This is a genomic window from Pseudonocardia sp. 73-21, from assembly GCF_001899645.1.
In the GTDB taxonomy this organism is placed as follows: Bacteria; Actinomycetota; Actinomycetes; order Mycobacteriales; family Pseudonocardiaceae; genus Pseudonocardia.
In genome coordinates this window covers 18608-37367 of sequence record NZ_MKVV01000110.1, presented here as the reverse complement: position 1 = coordinate 37367, position 18760 = coordinate 18608, and the positions used below count along the sequence as shown (strand labels likewise).

General features: G+C 71.5%; 18 protein-coding genes, 1 tRNA gene and 1 pseudogene. 9 read left to right on the top strand and 11 right to left on the bottom strand.

All coding sequences use genetic code 11. From position 1 onward, the window contains the following. The first annotated feature begins 77 nt into the window (after nt 1-77). From BGP03_RS34630 to topA, 3 genes are all read left to right on the top strand, one after another. Entirely contained in the window at nt 78-674 is a 597-nt protein-coding gene (locus BGP03_RS34630) for a hypothetical protein (protein WP_298799190.1), read from the top strand. A gap of 62 nt (nt 675-736) precedes the next feature. Continuing rightward, nucleotides 737-1330 carry a hypothetical protein gene (locus BGP03_RS34625; protein WP_296376635.1) on the top strand — a complete coding sequence of 198 codons (594 nt, stop codon included), beginning with the start codon at nt 737-739 and terminating at the stop codon, nt 1328-1330. Between the two features lie 338 nt (nt 1331-1668). Next, nucleotides 1669-4431 (top strand): type I DNA topoisomerase, encoded by a 2763-nt coding sequence (gene topA, locus BGP03_RS34620; protein ID WP_298799256.1) that lies wholly within the window; start codon nt 1669-1671, stop codon nt 4429-4431. Between the two features lie 64 nt (nt 4432-4495). Here topA and BGP03_RS34615 read toward each other — a convergent pair whose 3' ends face one another. Continuing rightward, on the bottom strand, nt 4496-4966 hold the full coding sequence (locus tag BGP03_RS34615; protein ID WP_296376633.1) for a GatB/YqeY domain-containing protein: 471 nt from the start codon (nt 4964-4966) through the stop codon (nt 4496-4498). 35 nt (nt 4967-5001) lie between these two features. Here BGP03_RS34615 and BGP03_RS34610 point away from each other — a divergent pair, with 35 nt between their 5' ends. After that, nucleotides 5002-5943, top strand: a complete 942-nt coding sequence (locus BGP03_RS34610) for a metallophosphoesterase (RefSeq protein ID WP_296376631.1) — start codon at nt 5002-5004, stop codon at nt 5941-5943. A 35-nt stretch (nt 5944-5978) separates the two neighbouring features. After that, nucleotides 5979-6055, top strand: a tRNA-Pro gene (locus BGP03_RS34605). Between the two features lie 518 nt (nt 6056-6573). On the opposite strand, the gene BGP03_RS34595 is transcribed toward BGP03_RS34605, so the two are convergent. Genes BGP03_RS34595 through BGP03_RS34575 form a run of 5 tightly spaced genes read right to left on the bottom strand, consistent with a single transcriptional unit; the run spans nt 6574 to nt 10209 of the window. Continuing rightward, nucleotides 6574-6897 carry a putative quinol monooxygenase gene (locus tag BGP03_RS34595; RefSeq protein ID WP_296376627.1) on the bottom strand — a complete coding sequence of 108 codons (324 nt, stop codon included), beginning with the start codon at nt 6895-6897 and terminating at the stop codon, nt 6574-6576. Nucleotides 6898-6949: 52 nt separating this feature from the next. Next, on the bottom strand, nt 6950-7285 hold the full coding sequence (locus tag BGP03_RS34590) for a DUF1636 family protein (RefSeq protein ID WP_296376625.1): 336 nt from the start codon (nt 7283-7285) through the stop codon (nt 6950-6952). 7 nt (nt 7286-7292) lie between these two features. Beyond that, nucleotides 7293-8534 carry an amidohydrolase family protein gene (locus BGP03_RS34585; protein WP_296376623.1) on the bottom strand — a complete coding sequence of 414 codons (1242 nt, stop codon included), beginning with the start codon at nt 8532-8534 and terminating at the stop codon, nt 7293-7295. Next, nucleotides 8531-9322, bottom strand: a complete 792-nt coding sequence (locus BGP03_RS34580; RefSeq protein ID WP_296376621.1) for an alpha/beta hydrolase — start codon at nt 9320-9322, stop codon at nt 8531-8533. Before BGP03_RS34580 ends, BGP03_RS34585 begins: the two co-directional genes overlap by 4 nt. Beyond that, nucleotides 9319-10209: a fumarylacetoacetate hydrolase family protein gene (locus tag BGP03_RS34575; protein ID WP_298800980.1), complete on the bottom strand. Its 891-nt coding sequence runs from the start codon at nt 10207-10209 to the stop codon at nt 9319-9321. Before BGP03_RS34575 ends, BGP03_RS34580 begins: the two co-directional genes overlap by 4 nt. A gap of 105 nt (nt 10210-10314) precedes the next feature. On the opposite strand from BGP03_RS34575, the gene BGP03_RS34570 reads away from it, so the two are divergent. Continuing rightward, complete coding sequence (locus tag BGP03_RS34570; RefSeq protein WP_296376685.1) at nt 10315-10971, top strand: FCD domain-containing protein; 657 nt, start codon at nt 10315-10317, stop codon at nt 10969-10971. 13 nt (nt 10972-10984) lie between these two features. Here BGP03_RS34570 and BGP03_RS34565 read toward each other — a convergent pair whose 3' ends face one another. Further along, on the bottom strand, nt 10985-11554 hold the full coding sequence (locus BGP03_RS34565; RefSeq protein ID WP_298800978.1) for a TetR/AcrR family transcriptional regulator: 570 nt from the start codon (nt 11552-11554) through the stop codon (nt 10985-10987). A gap of 91 nt (nt 11555-11645) precedes the next feature. On the opposite strand from BGP03_RS34565, the gene BGP03_RS34560 reads away from it, so the two are divergent. Further along, complete coding sequence (locus BGP03_RS34560) at nt 11646-12503, top strand: LLM class flavin-dependent oxidoreductase (protein ID WP_296376615.1); 858 nt, start codon at nt 11646-11648, stop codon at nt 12501-12503. On the opposite strand, the gene BGP03_RS34555 is transcribed toward BGP03_RS34560, so the two are convergent. Together BGP03_RS34555 and BGP03_RS34550 are read right to left on the bottom strand one after the other, a co-directional pair. Continuing rightward, on the bottom strand, nt 12493-12660 hold the full coding sequence (locus BGP03_RS34555) for a DUF1479 family protein (protein WP_298800976.1): 168 nt from the start codon (nt 12658-12660) through the stop codon (nt 12493-12495). The genes BGP03_RS34560 and BGP03_RS34555 overlap by 11 nt on opposite strands. A 29-nt stretch (nt 12661-12689) precedes the next feature. Then, a pseudogene (locus BGP03_RS34550) lies at nt 12690-13763 on the bottom strand (YbiU family protein); the annotation flags it as partial. An 87-nt stretch (nt 13764-13850) separates the two neighbouring features. Between BGP03_RS34550 and BGP03_RS34545 the strand changes: the two are divergent. Further along, nucleotides 13851-14999 carry an ROK family protein gene (locus tag BGP03_RS34545; RefSeq protein ID WP_298800975.1) on the top strand — a complete coding sequence of 383 codons (1149 nt, stop codon included), beginning with the start codon at nt 13851-13853 and terminating at the stop codon, nt 14997-14999. A gap of 21 nt (nt 15000-15020) precedes the next feature. On the opposite strand, the gene BGP03_RS34540 is transcribed toward BGP03_RS34545, so the two are convergent. Both BGP03_RS34540 and BGP03_RS34535 read right to left on the bottom strand, forming a co-directional pair. Continuing rightward, complete coding sequence (locus tag BGP03_RS34540; protein WP_296376610.1) at nt 15021-16067, bottom strand: alpha/beta fold hydrolase; 1047 nt, start codon at nt 16065-16067, stop codon at nt 15021-15023. After that, entirely contained in the window at nt 16064-17692 is a 1629-nt protein-coding gene (locus tag BGP03_RS34535) for an NAD(P)/FAD-dependent oxidoreductase (protein ID WP_298800973.1), read from the bottom strand. The genes BGP03_RS34540 and BGP03_RS34535 overlap by 4 nt, the downstream gene beginning before the upstream one ends. Before the next feature lie 180 nt (nt 17693-17872). Between BGP03_RS34535 and BGP03_RS34530 the strand changes: the two genes are divergently transcribed. Then, nucleotides 17873-18760: an AraC family transcriptional regulator gene (locus tag BGP03_RS34530; RefSeq protein WP_296376606.1), complete on the top strand. Its 888-nt coding sequence runs from the start codon at nt 17873-17875 to the stop codon at nt 18758-18760.

Genomic DNA, 18760 nt, shown 5'->3' with positions numbered 1-18760 from the left:
GGGTGAGCGGCCTCCGTCGTTTCGGGGCCCGAGTACGGTCCGTCCGGTCCGCACCTCCGTTCCGCCGGGAGCCACGCATGCACCGCAGTATCCGCACCGCCCTGATCGCCGCCGGCGCCGCCACGGCGATGCTCGTGACGGGGTGCTCCACCACCGTGACGGGCTCGCCCGCAGCCGTCGGCGCCTCGTCCGCCGCACCGTCCGCGCCGGCCACCGGCGACCCGGTGGCGTGGATCAACGGCGTCTGCGGGTCCCTGCTCGGATTCGTGCGTACCGTCTCCGCCCCACCCGCGATCGACTCCTCCAGCCCGCAGAAGGCCGTCACGGGCCTCAGCACCTACCTGGGTACCGCCGTCACCGCGATCGACAAGGCCACGACGGACATCAAGGGGGCCGGCCCCTCACCCGTGGAGGGCGGCGACAAGGCCGTCACCACGATCACCGACGCCCTGGGCAAGGCCCGCACGTCGTTCCAGTCCGCGAAGACCAAGATCGACGCCGTGAACACCTCGGACCTCAGCCAGGTCGCCACGGCGCTTCCCGAGGCGCTGGCCCCGCTGCAGGACCTCTCCACGCTGACCAACACGTCCACCGACCTGCAGAGCACCCCCGAGCTCGACAAGGCCGCGCAGCAGGCCCCCAACTGCCGGGCGCTGCAGACCACCGGGGGCTGACTTCCCGACCGTTCGGCGAGTCGATGAGCCGATGATCGAACATGTGTTCTACGGTTCGGTCCGTGTCGCAGCTCTCGCTGTTCTCCGCCGACTCACGTCCGGCCCGGCTCGCCGATCTCGGTGGGCTGCTGTGCGGCCCGGGCCGGATCACCCGCTTCGGCGCCGGTGACCAGGCCCGGCTCTCCGTCGACCTCCCGGACGCGGCCCGCGCGCCCGCCGTGGTGGCCGCCTGCGCCGCCGTCGGCATCGCCGCACAACCCGTCGTCACCGAGTCGGGCGGCGTCTCCGTCCGCACCGCCTTCCGCTGTGACCTGGTCGGACTCGCCCGCACGTGGACCGATGGCACGGTGAAGGCGGTACCCGCGGAATGGCAGCTCGACGGCCCGGCGTTGCGGCTGTGGGCCATGTCCGCGGGGTGGCCCGACGGGCGCGGCGGCTACCTCCTCGCGCTCGACCGGGACGCCCCGCAGACCCACCAGTCCCTGATCGCCGCGGCCACCCGGGCGGGCATCCCGCCGGCCCGCGTCGGGGACGGCGCGGCGTTGCGGATCAGCGGTACCCGGCGGGTCCAGCGGCTCGTCGAGCTGGTCGGCCCGGTGCCTCCCAGGCTGTCCGGGGAGCACTGGCCCAGGTACTGGGGTCGCCACGCGTCTTGACAACCATGGTTAGGCTCTCGCGGCGCGGGCTCGGCGGAATGAGACAGTCACGACGTGGGGCCGCGAAGCGTGATGAAGGCAACACGGCGTGTGGTGTGCAACCGTGAGGCTCCGGAGAACGTCCGGAGCGACGGGACGCATACTCGATGACACGGCCGGGGCCCGCGCGGTCGTCGACGATGGAGTAGGACCAGGTGACAACCGGAACGACGAGCTCGAAGCCCACCGCCACAGGCGGCGAGGGCACCGACGGCGTGCCCACCCGCAGGACGGGTGGCGGCAGCCGGCGCTCCGGCACGCCCGCCGCCACCGCCACGAGCCGCCCGTTGCGCCGGCTCGTGATCGTCGAGTCGGGCACCAAGGCCAAGAAGATCCAGGCCTACCTCGGCAAGGACTACGTGGTGGAGGCCTCCGTCGGCCACATCCGCGACCTGCCGCGCGGTGCCGCGGACGTGCCGGCGAAGTACAAGGGCGAGGCCTGGGCGCGGCTCGGCGTCGACGTCGACAACCAGTTCGCGCCGCTCTACATCATCACGCCGGAGAAGAAGAGCAAGGTCGCCGAGCTCCGCGAGGCGCTCAAGGGCGTGGACGAGGTCCTGCTCGCCACGGACCCCGACCGCGAGGGCGAGGCCATCGCCTGGCACCTGCTCGACACGCTCAAGCCGAAGATCCCCGTGCGTCGCATGGTGTTCCACGAGATCAGCGAGCCGGCCATCCGCGCCGCCGTGGAGAACCTGCGCGACCTCGACCAGGACATGGTCGACGCCCAGGAGACGCGCCGCATCCTCGACCGCCTCTACGGCTACGAGGTCTCCCCCGTGCTGTGGAAGAAGGTCATGCCGAAGCTCTCGGCGGGCCGGGTGCAGTCGGTGGCCACGCGCATCGTGGTGGCGCGGGAGCGCGAGCGCATGGCGTTCGTCTCGGCGTCGTACTGGGACATCGCCGCTCAGTTGGATGCCGGACCCGCCGCGACACCACGCCAGTTCCCGGCCCGCCTGGTCGGCATCGACGGGCACCGCGTCGCCACGGGCCGCGACTTCGGCGCCGACGGCCAGCTCAAGACCACCGGCAAGGACCCGGCCCGCGCGCTCGACGAGGCGTCCGCCCGGCAGCTGGCCGAGGCGCTGCAGGACCGCGCGCTGGCCGTCGAGTCGGTGGAGTCCAAGCCCTACACACGTAAGCCCTATGCGCCGTTCATGACCTCCACGCTGCAGCAGGAGGCGGGCCGCAAGCTGCGCTTCTCGGCCGACCGCACCATGCGCAGCGCCCAGCGCCTCTACGAGAACGGCTACATCACCTACCTCCGCACCGACTCCACCACGCTGTCGCCGTCGGCGATCGAGGCGGCCAGGAGGCAGGCGCGCGAGCTCTACGGTGACGCCTACGTGCCCGCGCAGCCCCGGCAGTACACGAGGAAAGTCAAGAACGCGCAGGAGGCCCACGAGGCCATCAGGCCCGCTGGAGACACCTTCCGCACGCCGGGCGACATCGCCCGGGAGGTCGACGGCGACGACTTCCGCCTCTACGAGCTGATCTGGCAGCGCACGGTGGCGTCGCAGATGGCCGACGCGCGGGGCACCACGGTCAGCGTCCGCATCGCGGGCACCGCCGCCACCGGCGAGGCCGTCACGTTCGCCTCCTCGGGCCGCACCATCACCTTCCCCGGCTTCCTCAGGGCCTACGTCGAGACCGTCGACGACCAGGCCGGCGGCGAGGCCGACGACGCCGAGTCGCGGCTGCCCGAGCTCACCGAGGGCCAGTCGCTCACGGCGGCGTCACTCACGCCGGAGGGCCACTCCACCAACCCGCCGTCGCGCTTCACGGAGCCCAGCCTCATCAAGCAGCTGGAGGACCTCGGCATCGGCCGCCCGTCCACCTACGCCTCGATCATCAAGACGATCCAGGACCGCGGGTACGTGTGGAAGAAGGGCCAGGCGCTGGTCCCGTCGTGGATCGCGTTCGCCGTGGTCGGGCTGCTGGAGCACCACTTCGGCCGGCTCGTCGACTACGACTTCACCGCCGCGATGGAGGACGAGCTCGACGCCATCTCGCAGGGCACGCAGCACCGCACCGACTGGCTCACCGGCTTCTACTTCGGCGCCGACCAGGGCACCGAGGGCTCGGTGGCGCGCGCGGGCGGGCTGAAGAAGCTCGTCGGTGTCAACCTCGAGGAGATCGACGCCCGGGAGATCAACTCCGTTCCGGTGTTCGACGACGTCGTAGTGCGCGTCGGCCGCTACGGCCCGTACCTGGAGCGCGTGCGCGACGGGCAGAGCCAGCGCGCCAACCTGCCCGAGGACCTCCCGCCCGACGAGCTCACCCGCGAGGTCGCCGAGCAGCTGTTCTCGGTGCCGCAGGAAGGCCGCTCGCTGGGCGTCGACCCCGTCACGGGCCACGAGATCGTCGCGAAGGAGGGCCGCTACGGGCCCTACGTCACGGAGATCCTGCCCGACGAGGCCGAGCCGGAGCCCGAACCCGCACCGGCCCCGAAGACCACCCGCGCCAGGACGGCCGCGACCACGGCGACGGCCACCACGGCCAAGGCCCCGGCGCGCAAGAAGGCGCCGGCCAAGCCGAAGCCGCGCACGGGGTCGCTGTTCAAGGGAATGTCCACCGAGACGGTCACGCTCGAGGAGGCGCTGCGGCTGCTGTCGCTGCCGCGCCTGGTGGGCCAGGACCCGGAGAGCGGCGACGAGATCACCGCGCAGAACGGCCGCTACGGCCCCTATCTGAAGAAGGGCACGGACTCCCGCTCGCTCGCGGAAGAGGAGCAGCTGTTCACGGTCACCCTCGACGAGGCGCTGGAGATCTACAAGCAGCCGAAGCAGCGCGGCCGGCGCACGGCCGCGGCCACCCCGCCACTGCGCGAGCTGGGCGTCGACGCCAACACCAAGAAGCCGATGGTGATCAAGGACGGCCGCTTCGGCCCGTACGTCACCGACGGTGAGACCAACGCGAGCCTGCGCAAGGGCGACAGCGTCGAGGAGCTCACCGACGAGCGAGCGAGCGAGCTGCTGGCCGAGCGCCGCGCCCGCGGCCCGGCGCCGAAGAAGCCCACGGCGCGCAAGCCCGCGGCCCGCAAGCCCGTGGCGAAGAAATAGCGGCTGACGCCGCCCGTGCGCGGATAACGGTGTTCCCACACCGTTATCCGCGCACGACCTCTGATCAGGGGACCAGCAGCGCCTTGACCGCCGCGGCCACCCGGCCACCGTCGGCCCGGCCGGCCGCCGCCGCGTTGGCCTTCTTCATGACCTGCCCCATCTGCCGCGGGCCGGGCTTCTCCCCCAGCTCGGCGGTGGTCTCCTCGACCGCCGCGGCCGCGATCACGGCCAGCTCGTCGTCGGAGAGCTGGGTGGGCAGGTAGCGGTCGAGCACCTCGCCCTCGGCGCGCTCCTGGGCCGCGAGCTCCTCACGCCCGGCGGCGGCGAACGCCTCGGCCGACTCCGCGCGCTTCTTGGCCTCCTTGGCGATGACCTTGAGCACCTCGTCGTCGGAGAGCTCGCGCGCCTCGGTGCCGGCGACCTCGGCGTTGCCGATGGCGGTCAGCGTCATGCGCAGGGTGGACTTCACCAGCTCGTCACGGGCCTTCATCGCGGCCGTGAGGTCGGTGCGCAGCTGTGCTTTGAGGGTGCTCACACCGGGCGACGCTAGTCCACACGTACTCTGGCCTCGTGAAGAGCTGGGCTCGGCTCGCGCTCGGCGCGACCACCACAGGGGCGGCCACGGTCGTCTACGCGGCCGGCGTGGAGCGTCGGCGCTGGACGTTGCGCGAGGCCACGTTGCCGGTGCTGGCCGCCGGCGCCACGCCGCTGCGCGTCCTGCACGTCTCCGACCTGCACATCACGCCCACCCAGAAGAGCAAGCAACGCTGGGTGACGGCGCTGGCGGAGCTGGAGCCCGATCTCGTCGTCAACACCGGCGACAACCTCGCGCACCCCCGCGCCGTGCCCACCGCCGTCGCCGCGCTGGGCCCGCTGCTGGACCTGCCGGGCCTGTTCGTCTTCGGCAGCAACGACTACTTCGGTCCCACCCCGAAGAACCCCGCCCGCTACCTGACGAAGAGCAAGAAGCGCCACCATGGGGAGAACCTGCCCTGGCGCGACCTGCGGGCCGCGTTCGTCGAGCACGGCTGGGTGGACGCCACGCACGAGCGGGTCAGCATGGAGGTCGCCGGCGTCACGATCGCGGCGGCCGGCGTCGACGACCCGCACCTGGGCCTGGACCGCTACGACCGCATCGCCGGCCGCGCCCGCGGCGACGCCGGCCTGCGCCTGGGCCTCACGCACTCGCCCGAGCCCCGCGTGCTCGACGCGTTCTCCGGCGACGGCTACGACCTCGTCCTGGCCGGCCACACCCACGGCGGCCAGCTGCGGCTGCCCGGCTACGGCGCCATCGTCACCAACTGCGGCATCGACCGCTCCCGCGCCCGCGGCGCCTCGCGCTGGGGCACCCACACCCGCCTGCACGTCTCGGCCGGGCTGGGGACCTCCCCGTTCGCCCCGGTGCGCTTCGCCTGCCCGCCGGAGGCCAGCATCCTGACGCTGGTGCCCCGCCTGACCGCCGTCGACGCCGAGGGGGCCACCCCCGCAAAGGCCGTGGCGGACGTCAGCTAGACTTCACCACGGCTCGCAGCACGATCGCGAGCCATCGGGGTGTGGCGCAGCTTGGTAGCGCGCTTCGTTCGGGACGAAGAGGTCGCAGGTTCAAATCCTGTCACCCCGACCACACGCAAAGGCCCTCTGACCAGCCGGTTCAGGGGGCCTCGCCCGTGGAGGGGCCACGTCGTCCACGACCGACTTCAAGCGCGAGCTGCCCTGCTACACGGCCAGGCGCAATTCCCCGCAACTCGTCGACCGTGCCCGACCTGCGCTACGTCATGATCAACGGCCACGGCGACCCGAACACCCCCGGCCTGGCCCACACGACGGGCGCGACCACGTCGTGATGCCGCTCGAGGGTCTCTGGTGGGCCGAGGACACGGCCACCTTCACCAGCGCACGGGACACGACGCGGTGGGACCGGACGCTGATGATCATGGTGCCCGACTGGATCACCACGGAGATGTTCGACGCCGCCGTCGAGAAGATCGGGCCTCGCGAACGGGTGGCGGCCGTCCGGCTGGAGACGCTGTCCGAGGGCCGTTGCGTCCAGGGCTCCGACGTTCCGGGCTCCGACGTTCCGGGCTCCGACGTTCCGGGCTCCGACGTTCCGGGCTCCGACGTTCCGGGCTCCGACGTTCCGGGCTACGGCATCTTCACCTCACCCATCTCGGACCAGCCCGCCCCGGGCAGCTCCTGGTAGACGATCCTCGGGACGGACGCCACGACGGACGGCAGCCAGCCGAAGAACCACTGCGCGTGCTCGGACGAGACGTGTGCCTCGCCGGCCGCCTGGTCGACGTAGTTGGCGATCACGGAGAACTCGTCGGGGTTCTCGACGCCGGCGAAGCAGCTGAACACGAGGTTGCCGGGCTCGTCCCGCACCTGCGCCGAGTACCGGGTGATGCCGGCGAGGAAGTCGTCCCGCTTCTCCGGGCGGACGTCGATCCTGATCACGATGAAAATCACACCGCCATCGTCCACCCGATCGGCGCCGGCGGGTGTCCCAACGCGAGACGGTTCAGAGCGGCAGGCGCTTGTAGGTCACCGCGCTGATCCGCTCCATCAGCTCTACGGGCACCACCCAGTCCCCGGGTGACCCCGACGCGCTGGCGTCGTGGGCCCGCGCCGCCCGCACCACCGCGTCGGCGTCCCCCACGTCGAGACCCGTGAACCGGACGCGGGTCTTGCCCGGCCCGTCCACGGCGACGACGCCGTGCTCGGGGCAGCCGCCGAGGCACTGCACGCCCCGCACGGCCACCCCGGACGCCGCGACCGCCGCCGACATCACCGCGCCGAACGTGCCCGTGGCGCGCATGTCGTACCGCGGGCACGTCCGGCAGATGAGCAGGGTCACGGCGCCGTCAGACGGCGGTCGCGGTGGTGTCGTCGCCCGGCTCCTTGTGGAACCGGCCGTCCTTCATGATCGCGTTGATCCGGTCGCGGTCCTGTAGGACGGTGATGTCGGCGATCGGGTCGCCGTCGACGAGGATCAGGTCGGCCAGGTAGCCGGGCTGGACCTTGCCCAGCTCGTCGGGGCGCAGCATGATCTCGCCGCCGAGCGCGGTGGCCGACAGGATGGCCTCCATCGGCGTGAACCCGAGCAGCTCGACGAAGTGCTCCAGGTCGCGGGCGTAGGTGCCGTGCGGCGTCCACGCGAAGCCGTAGTCGCCGCCGGGCAGGATCCTGACGCCGCGCCGGTGCATCTCGCGCAGGCCCTTGATCGCGGTCTCCAGCTCCTTCTTGTACCCGACGGCCTCGGCGGCCTCCTGCGGGAAGCCGAAGGACTCCGCCTCGTAGAGGGTGGCGACGAGCCAGTTGATGCCGGGCGCGACGAACACCCAGTCCTTGGCCTCCTCGAGCATGTCGAGGCCCTCGTCGTCGGTGAAGCTCGCGTGGTAGATGATGTCCAGCCCGTTGCGCAGACACATCTTCACGCTCTCCGCGGAGCGGGCGTGGGCGCAGACGCGCTTGCCACGGCGGTGGGCCTCGGTGACGGCGGCGGCCACCTCCTCGTCGGAGAAGTAGGTGTCCTCCGCGCGTTGGGTGCCGGTGATCTCCTCGCCGGTCATCGAGAGCTTGATCTGGTCGACACCCAGGTCGATCAGCTCCCGCACGGCCTTGCGCATGCCCTCCGGGCCGTCGGCGAACTTGGTGATCGACTTGATGAGCGCGCCGCCGGTGACCGCGATCTCCGGGCCGTTGGCCAGGTAGCGCGGGCCGGGGATCCTCCCGGCGTTGATGGCGTCGCGGCAGACGACGTCGAGGCGGTCCTTCGCCGACGCGGCGCCGAGACACATGGTGTAGCCGGAGTCGATGTAGGTCTTCGCCGACTCGACACTCGCCAGCAGGTGCTCCTCGACCGGCATCGTGCCCAGGCCGTCGAGGTCGGCGCTGTTGATCCAGCTGAAGTGGGTGTGGGCGTCGCAGAGCCCGGACATCAGGGTGCGGCCGCGGCCCTCGACCACGCGGGCGCCCTCGGCGCGCGCGGGATCGACGGTGCCGACGGCGGCGATGCGGTCGTCCTCGACGAGGACGTCGCCGGGGTAGGGGTCGGCTCCGGTGGAGTCGAGGATGCTGACGTTGCGGAACAGGGTCGAGCTCATCGGGCGATCTCCTCGGCGGTGAGGGGTAGGAGGAACTTGAGCAGGAGTTCGGTGACGGGTCCGGCCGCTTCGAGCGCGGTCCAGTGCCCGATGCCGGGCACGATCTCGACGGTCGCACTGGCGGTGGCCAGCGCCTCGCTGACCACCGGCGGGCCGACCTTGTCGTCGGTGCCGGTGACCAGCAGCAACGGCACGGCGGGATCGATCGGGCCGGGGTCGGTGGCGGCGGCCAGCGCCTCGCAGTTGCGGGCGTAGCCCTCCGCGTCCTGGCGCATGACCAGCTCGCGGACGAACGCGGCCACCTCCGGCTTGTCACGGCGGGTGGTCTCCGACAGCGCGTTCGCGACCACCCCGGGTGCGACGGCGGCGGTGCCCTTGTCGCGCAGCACGCCGGCGCGGTCGCGCTGGGCCTGGCGGCCGGCCTCGGCCGGTTCGGCGACCGCGCCGAGCAGCGCCAGCGCGGTGACCTTCTCCGGGTACCGCGCGGCCAGCGACCGGACGACGAGCGTGCCCATCGAGTGCCCGACGACGGCGGCGCCGTCGACGTCCAGCGCGTCGAGCACGGCCGCGAGGTCGTCGGCGTGCGAGTCGATGCTGATCCCGTCGGCCACCGGCGAGCGACCGGCGCCCGCGGAGTCCACCCGGATCACGGTGTGCGACGGCGCGAGGGCGTCCGCCTGCACCTGGTAGAAGTTCGACGTGCCGCCCAGGCCGTGCACGAGCAGGACCGCTGGGCCCTCCCCCTCGACCTCGACGGCCAGTTCTCTCCCGTTGACCTGCATTCTCATCCGATCCTGTTCTTCTGGGTGCCGAGGCCGGTGATCGAGACCTCGATGACGTCGCCGGTGGCCATGAACTTCGGTGGGTCGAACCCGATGCCGACACCGGCCGGCGTGCCGGTGGCGATGATGTCGCCGGGCTGCAGCGTGATGCCGGCCGAGAGCGTGGCGATCAGCTCCGGGATGTCGAAGATCAGGTCCTTGACCGGCGCGGACTGCCGCGGTTCGCCGTTGACCCAGCTCTCCACCTGCAGCGCCGTGACATCGGCGATCTCGTCGGCCGACACCGCGTAGGGCCCCATCGGGCAGTGCGTGTCGAGTCCCTTCCCGAGGAGCCACTGCTTGTGCTTGCGCTGCAGGTCGCGGGCGGTGAAGTCGTCGATGATCGTGTAGCCCCACACGTGGTCGACGGCGTCCTCACGGCTGATCCCGCGGCCCCCGACCCCGATGATCACGCCGAGCTCGGCCTCGTAGTCCAGCTCGCTCGTGACGTCGTGGTGGGGCTCGATGACGTCGAACGGGCCGGTCACCGAGGTGGTGGCCTTCGAGAAGATCACCGGGAACTCCGGCATGTCCTGCGAGCGGTCGGGCTGGTCGTAGCCGCTGCGGCCGAACTCCAGCACGTGGTCGCGGTAGTTCTTGCCGACGCAGAAGATGTTGCGCCGGGGCGTGGGGATGGGGGCGTGCAGGCGCACGGCGTCCACGGGGACCGAGGGCGCGGTCGCGGCGTCGCGCGCCAGCACCGGGCCGAGCTCGGCCCACCCCTCCACGACCTCGAGCACCCCGGCCCCGGCGGGCAGCAGCGCGGTCACGTCGTGCACGACGTCGACGTCGACGTCGACGTCGACGACCCCGACCTTCTGCGGACCCCCGTGGGAGAACGTCACCAGCCTCATGGCTGCACCAATCTGAACCAATAGAACCAATCTGACCAGCGCCGAAAGTACCCGCCCCTATACATGCTGTCGAGAGGCAACTCAATGGTCTAGATTGGTCGCGTGATGCTCGTAGAACGGTCCCTCCGGGAACTGCTGGCCGAAGGCAGCCGCAACGGCACGCTCGTGCCCGGCTCCAAGCTGCCCACCGAGCGCGACCTCGTGCAGCGCCTCGCCGCCCCGCGCAGCGCCATCCGTCAGGCCCTCGACGTGCTCGAACGCGACGGCCTCGTCATCCGTCACGTCGGGCGCGGCACCTTCCTCACCGACCACGCCCAGCAGGTGGACGGAGCCTCGGCCGACACCAGCCCGGCCGAGATCATGCAGGTCCGGCTGCTGCTCGAACCCCAGGTCGCGGCGCTCGCCGCGCGCGTGGGCACCCAGGCCGACCTCGACCGCATCGTCGAGTGCCTCGACGGCGGCGGCGCGAGCGACGACTTCGAGGGCTTCGAGGCCTGGGACGCCAAGCTGCACCGGGCCATCGCGCAGGCCGCCCACAACGGGCTGCTCATGAGCATGTTCGACGTGCTCAGCACGGCCCGTGCGCTACCGATCTGGGGCACCCTCAAGCGCCGCACGTCCAGCCCGGAGCGACGCCGCTGCTACCACGCCGAGCACACCGCGATCGTCGACGCGCTGCGCGACCGCGACCCCGACGCCGCCGCCGACGCCATGCGCACCCACCTGCGCGCCGTCTCCGACAACCTCCTGGGCAGCCCCTGACTCGAGCCGCCCGTCACGCACCTCCGCCACCGGATCCCAGCCCGGCGACGAGCAGCCCGACCAGGCGGCGGGCGTCGTAGCGGGGGTCGACGCCCGCGCAGAGGTTGCCGACGCCGAACATCAGCTCGAAGGCCGCCACGTCGGAGCGGATCTCCCCGGCGGCGGCCGCGGCGGCGAGCAGCTCGGCGCAGACGGGCACGAGGCGGTCGAGGAAGTAGGCGTGCAACGGGCCGGCGTTGTCGGACCGGATCGCCGTGGCCAGCCCGTGCTTGGTGACGAGGAAGTCGACGAACAGGTCGATCCACGCCGCCAGCGCGGCGTGCGGTGTCCCACTGCTCGCCAGCAGGGCCGGACCCGCCTCGGCGCAGGCCTCCACCTGGTGCCGGTAGACGGCCACGACGAGATCCGCGCGCGTCGGGAAGTGGCGGTAGATCGTGCCCATCCCGACGCCGGCCGCGGCCGCGATGTCGCGCACCGGCGCCTCCACGCCCGACCGGACGAACACGGCGGCGGCCGCGTCCAGCAGGGCCTGCTGGTTGCGCCGCGCGTCGGCCCGCTTGCGCGGGGCCTCCTCCTCGGACACTGCACCCCTCCCGGGCTAAGCGGAACATTGCTCCGTATCGTGGGCGGAGCAGTGTTCCACTTAGCAGGATGCCACAGCGAGGAGACCGACCATGACCACGAGCTTCGGGATCATGACCGCGCCGATGCAGGTCGACTACCAGGACGTCCAGCGGGTGTGGCGCGAGGCGGACGCGATCCCCGAGATCGGGCACGCGTGGCTGTTCGACCACCTGATGCCCATCGGCGGCGACCCCGACGGGCCGATCCTCGAGGGCTGGACGCTGCTCGGGGCGCTGGCCGCGCAGACCGAGCGGCTGCGGCTGGGCCTGCTCGTCACCAGCAACCGCTTCCGGCCGCCGGCGATGCTCGCGAAAATCGCCACGACCGTCGACATCGTCTCCGGCGGACGGCTCGACTTCGGCATCGGCGCGGGCTCGCGGCCGAGCGTCCCCATGGCCCGGCGCGAGTACGAGGCCCACGGGCTGCCCTACCACGACGCCGCCCACGCGGTGGGCAGTCTCGCCGAGGCGTGCACGATCATCCGGCGGCTGTGGACCGAGGCCGCGCCGTTCGACTTCCCGGGCACCCACCACCAGCTCACCGGAGCGTTCGGCAACCCGAAGCCCGTCCAGCGCCCCCACCCGCCGATCGTCATCGGTGGACGGGCGGCCTCGACGCTTCGCGTGGTGGCCGAGCACGCCGACGTCTGGAACATCCCCGGCGGCGACCTCGACGACGCCGTGGCCCGCAGCGCGCTGCTGGACCGCTACTGCGCCGAGATCGACCGCGACCCCGCGTCGATCACCCGGTCGATCCACCTCGGGGTCTCCTACGAGAAGCCGGAAGACACCCGCGACGCGATCGCCCGGGCCGTCGACGCCGGGTTCTCGCACCTCGTCCTCGGGCTGTCGGCGCCCTATCCCGTCGGTGTCGCGCAGTGGGTGGCCGACGAGCTCATCACCGGCTGACCAGCCCGAGTCCGCGCCGGCCGGTGTCGTTGAGGTCGTCGACGGAGAAGCGGTCGGGCCAGGTGCGTTCGTAGTGCTCGGCCGGGAAGTCGCCCGGGCTCGATCCGGTGCGGAAGGCGTCACGGACTTCGCGGCGTAGGTCTCGTTGCGGGGGCACCACGGGGCGGCGGGGATGTACATGACGTTGCCCCAGCCCTTCTGGTCGGTCACCGGGTCGACGCCGTGGATCATGTCGCAGTGCCACCAGACGGAGTCGCCGGCCTCGACGTCGGGGATGCCGGAGACGGCCTGCATGAGCAGCGGGTGCCACGTCGCGTTCGCCGGGAAGACCTGGTTGACGGTGACGCCGCACATGTCGTCGTCGGGCACGTCGGCCAGCAGCGGGCGGAGCATCAGGTACGCCATGGCCTCCGGGATGGGCACGGTGTGCAGCACGCCCTGGTCGTGGTCCATGTCCGACAGCGCCGTCCAGCCCTGGAAGGTGCGGAACGCCGAGCACATCGTGGTGCCGGGGTACTGCGGGCCGGCGGTGCGGTGGGCGGCGTCCCAGGGGTCGTACTGCTCGACGGTGCCGTCGAACAGGTGCCGGAACGCCCGCTGGTAGGCCTCGGTCATCCACAGGTCGAGGTTGCCGGGGTCGAGGTGGGTGCCGAGCCCGCCCGAGTCGGCGCCCGGTGGACGGCGCCGGATGCGGTCGGGATAGAGCGAGTCGCGGTCGGGGTCGAACCACCGCACGCCGTCGGACTCGCTGCGCCACTGGGCGTTGAGGAAGGCCTGCACCCGGGCCATCCGGTCGCTCTGGCGGGCCTGCATCTGCGGGGGTGACCAGTAGACGGGGTAGATCTCGGGCCGGGAGCCGACGCTGCCGAAGAAGTCGTCGGCCGGGCCGCGGTAGTTCTCGAAGAACCGGTTGTTCTCGACGTAGTCGACGACCTCACCGTCCCAGCCGACGGCCTGCTCGTGCGGGAAGTGGCCGCGCACGACCAGGCACCCACGGCGGTGGAGCCTGGCGAGCGCGTCGGCGGGCACGGTGCCGGCATCGATGTCGGCGTAGTCGATCACGGGCCAGACGGTCTCGCCGCGTTCCTTCTCCGTCACGATCTCCGCCACCCGCTGGGCGACCCGGGCCTCGACGACGGCGAAGACCTCCTCGACCGTGCGCCCGGACGCTGTGATGCGGGCCCGCAGGGCCGCCTTGATCTCCCGGACCGCCGCCTGCAGGTCGGCCGGCGGGGTCTCCCAGTGAGGCAGGGGCGTCATGCCGTCTCCTTTGGTGAGGACTCCTTACTAGAACGACGTTAGACTGCCGGCCGAGGTTCAGGCAAGAGTCCTTACTAGAATGCCGCCGTGCCCCCCGCCAAGCCGTCGCTGGACCTGCTGCGGTCGTTGACCGACGAGCACGTGCTGCGCGCGTTGACCGAGGTGCGGCGGCTGACCCGGGCCGAGCTCGCCTCGCGGACCGGCCTGTCCAAACCCACGGTCTCCGACAGCGTGCGCCGCCTGTGCGACGCGGGACTGCTGGTCGACACCGGGGAGCGGACGACCGGGCGGGGGCGGGTCGGCTCGTACTACGGCCTCGCCGACGACGTCGGCCACGCGCTGGTGGTCGGCGTCGCGCCGGAGGGGATCGTGGCCGAGGCGGTCGACGTGCACGGTGACGTGATCGCCACGGCGACCACCGGGATCACGCGCCCGGCCCGGGCGGCGCAGGTCGTCGCGGCGCTGACGACGGCGGCCCGGGCGGTGCGGGACGACGTCGGAGCGCGGCCCCGGCTCGCGGTGGTCAGCGCGGCCGACCCGGTGGACCGGGCCACCGGGCGCCTGGTCCACCTGCCCGACTCCCCGTTCCTGCTCGGTGAGCTGTCCCCGGCCGAGGTGCTGGCGGGGCTCGTCGACGGTCCGGTGTCGGTCGACAACGACGTGAACTGGGCGGCCCGCGCCGAACGTGACGCCGCCGACGACCCGGACCTCGACGACCCCTCGCCCGAGGACCTCGCCTACGTCCACCTCGGCGAGGGTCTGGGCTGCGCCGTGGTCAACGACGGCGTCGTCCGCCGCGGACACGGCGGCCTCGTCGGCGAGATCGCGCACGTCCTGGTCGACGGCCCGGCGGGCCGGGCCATGCCGCTGATCGACGTGTTCGGCGCGGTGGGCCTGCGCCGTCCCGGCTCGACGGCGGTCGACGTGCCCGCGCTGCTCACCGCGGTCCGCGGTGGCGACCCGCGGGCGGACGAGGTGACGACGACCATCGCCCGGGCCGTCTGCGGCGTGCTGGCTGCCGCAGTGGCCTTCGCCGACCCCGCGCTCGTCGTCGTCGGCGGCTCCTGGGGCACCGAGCCCGCCGTCCTCGGCGCCGTCACCGCCGCGTTCGGGCGGTTCCCCCGGCACGTCCCGATCCGCCCGGCCCGGCTGGTGGACGGCGCCGCCCTCGCCGGCGCCCGGAACCATGCCCTCGACCAGCTCCGGACGGCCGTCGCCACCGCGACCCGGCCGTGAGCACGACCGGGCCGCGTGCCCTCAGCGGGCCAGCAGCTCCCCGAGGTGCCGGTCCACCTGCTGCATGAACGTCGGGGCGACGCCGAACAGGCCGAGGTGGCCCAGCACGTCGTCGATCACCCGCAGCTCGCTGTTCGCGATGAGCGCCTGCTCGGCCTCGTGGTCGCGCACGGGGAAGAACATGTCCTCGTTGATCGGGAGCACGAACGTCGTCGCGGTGATGCGGCCCAGCGCCGCGGCGAGATCACCGCCGGTGTGCCGCGCGACGTCGCCGCGCTGCCACTTCCACGCCATGCACAGCAGGTCGTTGGGGTCCATCGCGGTGAAGTAGGGCTCGAGGAACCCGGCGAGGAACTCCTCCTTCGACCCGAACTCCAGCGCCCGCCACACCTCCTGCTTCCAGAACTCCGTGGAGAAGCCCATCACCGCCCAGATCCCGGCGTGCCGGGTGAGGCCGGCCACCACGTCGGCGTTGCTCTTGTACTCGCCGTCGGCGAACCCGGGATCCGACGTGATCGCCTCCACCAGCGCCTTCCCGAACAGGAAGTCGTGCGGGGTGTTCTGCGCGGTGCCCGCGATCGGTGCCGCCCGCTTCACCTTGTCCGGGAACCGCACGGCCCATTCGTAGGTCTGCTGGGCACCCATCGACCCACCGACCACCAGCTGCAGCGTCTCGATCCCGAAGTGCTCGCGCAGCAGCCGTTCCTGGGCCACCACGTCGTCGCCGATACGGACCTTCGGGAAGTTCGACATCGCGATCTCGTCGGGCGCGTTGTGGGGTGACGTCGAGAGCCCGGAACCGATCTGGTCGATCACCACGATGAAGTAGCGCTCGGGATTCAGCGCGTGGTCCGGGCCGATGTAGACGTCGCGGAAGATCTGGTGGGTGCCCGAGTACCAGGTGGTCACGAGAATGGCGTTGTCGCGCGCGTCGTTCAGGGTGCCGAACGTCGCGACCGCGAGTTGGCAGTCCGCGATGGAGCCGCCCTCCTCCAGGTCGAGCCGGCCGATGCTCACGAGGTCGTAGTCGCCGTGGAACTCGTGGGAGTAGAACGGGTTGTCGATCATGCGGACGCACCTTCCCTGGTGATCGTGAATCCCTCGTAGTCGTTCGCGACGACCTCGTCGCACTTCGCCCGGTACGGCCCGACGAAATCGAGGTTGGGCATGAACACGCGCGGTTTGCCGGGGATGTTGGCGCCCATGTACCAGGTGTCGGCCTGCTGGAACAGCGTCGGCGCGACGACGTCCTGGCAGTGCTGCACCCAGGCGTCCTCGGCCTCGCGGGTGGGCTCGATGGTGGCGGCGGCGCGCTCACGCAGGTCCCCGATGATCCGGGCCACGAGGTCGACGTGCTGCTCGATCGAGACGGGCATGTTCGACAGCACCGACGGGCTCTGCGGCCCGGTGATGGTGAACAGGTTCGGGAACCCCGCGCTGGTCAGGCCCAGGTAGGTGCGCGGTCCCTCGACCCACTTGTCGCGCAGCAGCTCGCCGCCGCGACCACGAATGTCGATCTTGTTCATCGGTCCGGTCATGGCATCGAACCCCGTCGCGTAGACGATGGCGTCGAACGCGAACTCGGCCCCGCTCTCCAGCCGCACCCCGGTGGGCGTGATCTCGGCGATCGGGTCGGACTTCACGTCGACGAGGTGCACGTGCGGCTCGTTGAAGGTCTCGAAGTAACCGGAGTCGAGCGGGTTGCGCTTCACGCCGAACGGATAGCCCTTCGGCGTCAGCAGTTCCGCGGTCGCCGGATCCTGCACCTTCTCGCGGATGCGGTCGTGCAGGAAGTTGCGGACCTTCGCGTTGGCGTCGTCGTCGAAGAAGATGTCGACGTAGCTGCCGAGCCAGATGCCGAACCCGCCCTCGTCCCAGCGGGGTTTGAGCGTCTCGTAGATCTCCTCGTCGGTGGCGTCCGCCGCGTTGCTCTCCAGCAGGTTCAGCTCGAAGCCGAAGTAGGAGTTCTGGATCCGCTCCCGGATTCCCTCGTAGTCGTCGAGGCGGGCCTTCTTGACCTCGTCGGGAACGGGGCCGTTGTTGGCCGGGATGATGTAGTTCGCGGTGCGCTGGAAGACCGTGAGGTCCGAGGCCTCCTTCGCGATCAGCGGAATGGCCTGTACGGCGCTCGCGCCGGTGCCGATGATGCCGACGCGCTTTCCGGTGAAGTCGACGCCCTCGTGCGGCCACAGCCCGGTGTGGAACGTCTCTCCGGCGAACGAGTCGATTCCGGGGAACGGCGGCGTGTTCGACGACGACAGCGCACCGACGGCCGTGATGACGTAGCGGGTCACCACCGTCTCGCCGGTGTCGGTGGTGACCGTCCAGGTGTTCGCGGCCTCGTCGAAGGTGGCGCCGGTGACGCGCGTGTCGAACGTGATGGAGCGGGTGAGGTCGAAACGGTCGGCCACGTGTTCCAGATAGGCGCGGATCTCGTGCTGTTCGGGATAGCGCTCGCTCCACTCCCATTCCCGCCACAGTTCCTCGTCGAACGTGAAGCCGTAGACGTAGCTGTCGGAGTCGCTGCGGGCACCCGGATAGCGGTTCCAGTACCAGGTGCCGCCGACCCCGCCGCCGGCCTCGAACACCCGGACCGTCAGGCCCATCTGGTTGCGCAGCTTGTGCAGCATGTACAGACCGGAGAACCCGGCCCCGATCACGACCGCGTCCACGGTCCCGGTGTCGTCCGCCATGAGGCCACTCCCCGCTCTCGGTGTGACCCAGGACACTGCCCCGCCCTCACCGGTCGAGGCTTGAACGGCAGGTCGTGGCCGTAGAAGGAACTTGCGGTGTTGGGCCGAACGCGCGCCGGGAGCCGGGGTACCGCGCCTACCCTGGGAGAACGCCCGTCAGCGAAGACGCGGAGGTTCACGGTGGCCGCGGAGTTCATCGTCCCGGACGAGCTCACGACATGGGTCCCCGGCCATCTCACGGTCCGCAGTCCCGAGGTGGGCTGGGACGGTGTCTCGGTCCGCGGGTACCGCTACGCGGGCTCGGACGTCGAGGTCCCCGCGATGCGCGACTACATGGTGGTGGCCTACCGCAGGGGCCGGACCGCGATGCGGCGGCGCATCGACGGCGCCTGGATCGACGAGACCCTCGGCCCCGGCGACGTCTCCCTGCTCACCCGCGCCGCGGAGTCGCACTGGGTGTGGCCCGAGGACATCGAGGTCGTGCACGTCTACATCACCGAGGACGAGCTCGCCGCCACCTGCCGCCAGATGTACGAGCGCGACGTCTGCGAGGTGGAGCTGCACGACACCATCAAGGCCGACGACCCGGCGCTCCACCACACCGCGATGCAGATCGCCCACGAGGCCGCGCAGGGGGCGTCGGGGAGCAGGCTGATGGTCGACTCGCTGTCCTGCCAGCTCGCCGTGCACATCCTGCGCCGGCACGCGCACGTGCTCTTCCGTGAGACCGGGGGTCCCGACGGCCTGTCGTTCCGGCAGGAGCGCGTCGTCCGCGACTACATACAGCAGCACCTCGGCGAGAGCCTCTCCCTCGACGACCTCGCCGGCGTGGTCGGCCTGAGCCGCTACCACTTCGCCCGCCGGTTCCGGGCGAGCACCGGCGCGCCGCCCCACGAGTTCCTGCTCCGCCAGCGCGTCGAACGGGCCCGGGCGTTGCTGGAACGCACCAACTCCCCGCTGCTCGACATCGCGTGCGTCTGCGGTTTCGCCGACCAGAGCCACATGACGCGCGAGTTCAAGAAGCGCGTGGGCGTGACGCCCGGGCGTTACCGGGCGCGGAGCCGCTGA